The 4,913-nt window shown below is 68.9% G+C and carries 4 protein-coding genes; 2 read left to right on the top strand and 2 right to left on the bottom strand.

Annotation, left to right across the window (positions count from 1 at the left end):
* On the top strand, positions 1 to 306 hold a 306-nt coding region (locus ACFXN1_RS23195), incomplete at its 5' end, for a hypothetical protein (RefSeq protein ID WP_379463666.1).
* A 214-nt stretch (positions 307 to 520) separates the two neighbouring features.
* Here ACFXN1_RS23195 and pheT read toward each other — a convergent pair.
* Both pheT and pheS read right to left on the bottom strand, forming a co-directional pair.
* A complete protein-coding gene (pheT, locus tag ACFXN1_RS23190) occupies positions 521 to 3,022 on the bottom strand; it encodes a phenylalanine--tRNA ligase subunit beta (RefSeq protein ID WP_379446544.1) in 2,502 nt (833 codons plus the stop codon).
* A 32-nt stretch (positions 3,023 to 3,054) separates the two neighbouring features.
* Positions 3,055 to 4,113: a phenylalanine--tRNA ligase subunit alpha gene (gene pheS, locus ACFXN1_RS23185; RefSeq protein ID WP_379446545.1), complete on the bottom strand. Its 1,059-nt coding sequence runs from the start codon at positions 4,111 to 4,113 to the stop codon at positions 3,055 to 3,057.
* 166 nt (positions 4,114 to 4,279) lie between these two features.
* Between pheS and lipB the strand changes: the two genes are divergently transcribed.
* Positions 4,280 to 4,913 (top strand): lipoyl(octanoyl) transferase LipB (gene lipB / locus ACFXN1_RS23180; protein ID WP_379463665.1); only part of this gene is annotated, 634 nt, incomplete at its 3' end.

The raw sequence follows: 4,913 nt of genomic DNA, 5'->3' as shown, positions 1-4,913 counted from the left end.
CGTGAGCCCGACCCCCTCCCTTCTCCAGGCATCTTTAATCTTTTGATCTTTTGGGTTTTGGTTCTTTATCTTTTGGCTTCTATTGCCCGGGCGGCGCGATCGCGGATTTTCGCAGCTCGTCTTCTTTGGTTTTCGTTCCGGGCCCAGGCGCATACCTTCGGACTTGTGATCGACGATGCTGCGCTGCAGGCGATATCGAGTTGGGAGGTTCGCCTAATCGGCCGTACCACTCGCTATGGCCGCGTGGATTGCGTTGCTGGCCACTACATTTCCGGACCGGTTATCAGGCGGACCAGTGGCGGGTGACGTGGGTGGGGTTCGACGTCGTTCTCACCGTGCCGCTGGCGGCTCAGCGCACATCAGCATCCTGACCGCTGTCGGCGCGGAGATCCCGCTCCGCCTGCCCCTGCTGATCGAAGTCAACGACATCCGGGCGAGCAACACCACCGAGCTGAGCGAACCGCGGAAATGACAACGGAGGCCCCGGGTTCGGAGCCTCCGTTGTGTTTACCGGTTCGGGTCAGGCGCGGATGACCGCTCCTACCGCGGAGGACGCGGCGGCGACGGCTGCGTCGCGGGCGGCGCTGGCCTCGTCCTCGGTCAGGGTGCGGTCGATGGCACGGAAGCGCAGGGCGTAGGTCAGGGACTTGCGGCCCTCACCGGCCTGGGCGCCCTCGTAGACATCGAAGAGCGAGATGTTCTCGAGCAGTTCGCCCGCGCCGGTGCGGAGGGCGTCCTCCACGGCGGCGGCGGAGACGGCCTTGTCGACGCTGATCGACACGTCCTGCAGCACCGCGGGAAACGCGGAAACCACGGGGGTGGGCCGGATTTCGCGCAGCGGCAGTGCGTCGAGGTCGAGTTCCACGGCGCAGGTGCGCGGGGGCAGACCCGAGCGCTCCAGGACCGCGGGGTGCAGTTCACCGGCGTGGCCGACGACGACCCCGTCGACGACGAGCTCGGCGCAACGGCCCGGGTGCCACGGAAGGTAGTGCGCGGCACGACGTTCGATCACCAGGCCCGAAGCGTCGGCGATCGCGTCCACCAGGGCGAAGGCGTCGCCCGCCTCGACCGCACGACCCGCACCCCACGGGCCCCGCGGCTCGCGGCGACCGGTGAGCACGGCACCGATGTGGATCGGCTGCTCCGGCAACGACTGCAGCAGCACGCCGATCTCGTCCTCGGTGGGACGGCGGTCGACGGGCAGCGGGCCCACCGGCACGGTCTGCTCGGTCGGCAGCGTGACCTGGCCGATGCCGTAGATGGCGAGGTCGCGCTCCCCGCGAGAAATATTGCGGGCGGCGATCTCCAGCAGGCCGGGCAACAGCGTGGACGACAGCTCGGCGCGCTCGACATCGAGCGGGTTGAGCACGCGCAACGTCTTGCGGCGCGAGTCATCCGCGTCCAGACCCCAGGTGTCGAAGACACCGCCGGGCATGAAGACCGGCGCGGGCACCTCGACGCAGCCCTCGAATGCCAGCGCCTTGCTCACCGCGCGGCGGCGGCGCTGCTGGGCGGTGAGGCCGCGGCCGGCGGGGGCGGTGGGCAGCACCGACGGGATCTTGTCCAGACCCTCCAGGCGCAGCACCTCCTCGACCAGGTCGGCGGGCTGGGTGAGGTCGGGCCGCCAGCTCGGCGGGGTGACGACCAGCTGCCCGTGCCCGGACTCGCTGACGCCGACCTCGATGGCGCAGCCCACCTGCTGCAGGCGGAGGGTGGCCGCACCGGGGGCGTAGTGCACGCCCGCGGTGCGGTCGGCCAGGTCGATGTCCATGACGATCGGCTGCCGCGCCGGGGTGGGCACGCGCACGTCGGTCAGCACGGATTCGACTGTGCCACCGGCGATCTCGGCCAGCAGCGTGCCGGCGCGATCCAGGGCGGCCACATTGACCTCGGGGTCCACGATCCGCTCGAACCGACGGCTGGCCTCGGAACCGAGCTTGTGGCGGCGCGCGGTGCGAGCCACGGCCACCGGGTTCCAGGTGGCGGCCTCGAGCAGGATGTCGGTGGAGGTGCCGGACACCTCGGTGCTCGCGCCGCCCATGATGCCCGCGAGCGAGATGACGCCGCTGTCATCGGCGATCACCACGTCCTCGGAGTCGAGGGTGCGCTCGGCCTCGTCGAGGGTGCGCAATGTTTCGCCCTTGTGCGCGCGGCGCACCACGAAACCGCCCTGCACCTTCGTGGCGTCGAAGGCATGCAGCGGCTGGCCGAGCTCGAGCATCACGTAGTTGGTGACGTCGACGGCCGGGGAGATGGGCCGCACGCCCGAGAGCAGCAGGCGACGCTGCAGCCACCACGGGCTCACGGCCTTCGGGTCGATGCCGGTCACCCGGCGCACCGCGAAGCGCGTGCACAGCGAATCGGGCTCGAGCTTCACCGACCAGGCATCGGCCTCGTCGTCCGGCAGCAGCCGCACGGCCGGATCGCCGTATTCCAGGTCGAAGCCGCAGGCCAGTTCACGCGCCAGGCCGCGTGCCGAGAAGGCGTAGCCGCGGTCGGGGGTGATGGCCAGCTCGATGACCGTATCGTCCAGACCCAGCAGCTCATTGGCGTCCGCGCCGGGCTCGGCGGTACCGGGCTCCAGCACCAGGATGCCGCTGTGGTCCTTCCCGATCCCCAGTTCGGCGACCGAGCAGATCATGCCATTGCTGGTGTGGCCGTAGGTCTTCCGCGACGCGATCTGGAAGCCACCGGGCAGCACGCCACCGGGCAGCACCACGACCACCAGATCGCCGACGGCGAAATTCCGTGCGCCGCAGACGATCTCCTGCAGCTCGGGATTGCCGACGTCCACCTTGCAGAAGCGGATCGGCTTCTTGAACTCGGTCAGCTCGGTGATCTCGGCGACCCGTCCGACCACCAGCGGGTGCTCGATGTCACCCTGCACCTGGTGCAACTGGTCGACCTCTTCGACCTCCAGCCCGACCCGGACGAACCCCGCGTCGAGCTCCTCCGGCGTCACCGACCACCCGGGGGTGGTCCGCTGCAGGATTTCCGTCAGCCAGGACTGCGCTACTCGCACTTGACGTTTCGCTTCCTCGTATCGGGGTCAGGTCAGGACTGGATGCCGAACGGCAGCGTGAAGCGCACATCGCCCTCGACGATGTCACGCATGTCCGGCAGGCCGTTGCGGAACTGCAGGGTCCGTTCCAGACCCATGCCGAACGCAAAACCGCTGTACACCTCGGGATCGATGCCGCTGGCGATGAGCACCTTCGGGTTCACCATGCCGCAGCCGCCCCACTCGACCCAGCCGGGGCCGCCCTTCTTGTCCTCGAACCACACGTCCACCTCGGCGGACGGCTCGGTGAAGGGGAAGAAGCTGGGCCGCATGCGCGTGGTGGTGTTCGGACCGAACAGCGACCGCGCGAAGGAGTCCAGGGTGCCCTTGAGGTGCGCCATCGTCAGGCCCTTGTCGATGGCCAGACCCTCGATCTGCGAGAACACCGGGGTGTGAGTGGCGTCCAGCTCGTCGGTGCGGAAGGTCCGCCCCGGGCAGACCACGTAGATCGGCAGCTCGCGAGACAGCATGGAGCGCACCTGAACCGGCGAGGTGTGCGTGCGCAGCACCTGCCGCGAACCCTCCGGCGCGATGTGGAAGGTGTCCTGCATGGTGCGGGCCGGGTGGTCCGGCAGGAAGTTGAGGGCGTCGAAGTTGAAGTGCTCGGTCTCGACCTCGGGACCCTCGGCGACCTCCCAGCCCATGGCCACGAACACATCCGCGACCCGCTCGGACAGCACCGAGATCGGGTGCCGCGCGCCCTCGGCGTGCCGACGGGCGGGCAGGGTGACGTCGATGGTCTCGGCGACCAGGACCGCGGCGTCGCGCTCGGCGAGCAGTTCGGCCTGGCGGGTCTCGTACGCCTGCGACACCCGGCCGCGCGCGACATTGACACGCTTGCCGGCGTCGGCCTTCTCCTCCTTGGGCAGCGTGCCCAGCGACCGCTGCGCCAGCGAGATCGGCGATTTGCCACCCATGTACTCGGTCTTGGCGGCAGCCAGCTCGTCCAGGGTCGAGGCCGAGGCGAACGCCTTCTCAGCAGCTTCCGCGGCGGCGGAGAGCGACTCCTCGCTCAACGCAGCGGTCTGCTCGGCACTGTTGTCATCGGCCACGATGGTTCGTCACTCCCCAGGCTGGTTACGGGTCGGGCTGAATTTCCTACCTATTCTTGCTGGTCGCATCGTAATCCTTGTAATCAGGCCACCTCACCCGGATTTTCCCAGCTCGAGACCACCCTGTCGGCGCGGTGGCCAAGCCGGCGGTGGTACGAATGAACGTGTGAAGTCCCGGCCGCTGACCCTCATCGACGACACCGACAGCCTCATCGAGTACTCGGCGGCGATGGACCGCATGCAGGAGATGTGGGAGGAGCGCGTCGCCGACCAGCGGCCCGACACCCTGTGGCTCCTGAGCCACGAACCCATCTTCACCGCCGGGGCCCGGACCCCCGAGGCCCACTTCCCCGCCCCCGAGACCGATATCCCGGTCCTCCTGACCCGCCGCGGCGGCCAGCTCACCTATCACGGGCCCGGCCAGCTCGTGGGCTATCTCATCGTCAAACTGCAACCCGGCGAAGGCGTCGTCGACCTCATCCGCGACGTCGAGCACCGACTCGTCACGGCCCTGGCCGAGCTCGGGATTCCCGCCGAACGCCGTGACACCCCACCGGGTTCCGAGCTCCTGACCGGCGTCTGGACCCGCGACACCGGCCGCAAGATCACGTCCATCGGTATGCGCGTCGGCCGCAATGTCTCCACGCACGGCTTCGCTCTCAATGTCATCGGCGACCTCACCCCCTGGAAGCTCGCGGTCGCCTGCGGCATGCCCGATGTCGACATGACCTCCGTCGAGCGGGAACTCCCCGGGCAAGAGCCGCCGACGATGGACCGGGTGGTCGCCGCCATCACCACCG

Source organism: Nocardia sp. NPDC059154 (assembly GCF_042755705.1).
Taxonomy (GTDB): Bacteria; Actinomycetota; Actinomycetes; order Mycobacteriales; family Mycobacteriaceae; genus Nocardia.
The sequence above is the reverse complement of the archived record's forward strand: the minus strand, read 5'-3'. Positions and strand labels throughout refer to the sequence as shown.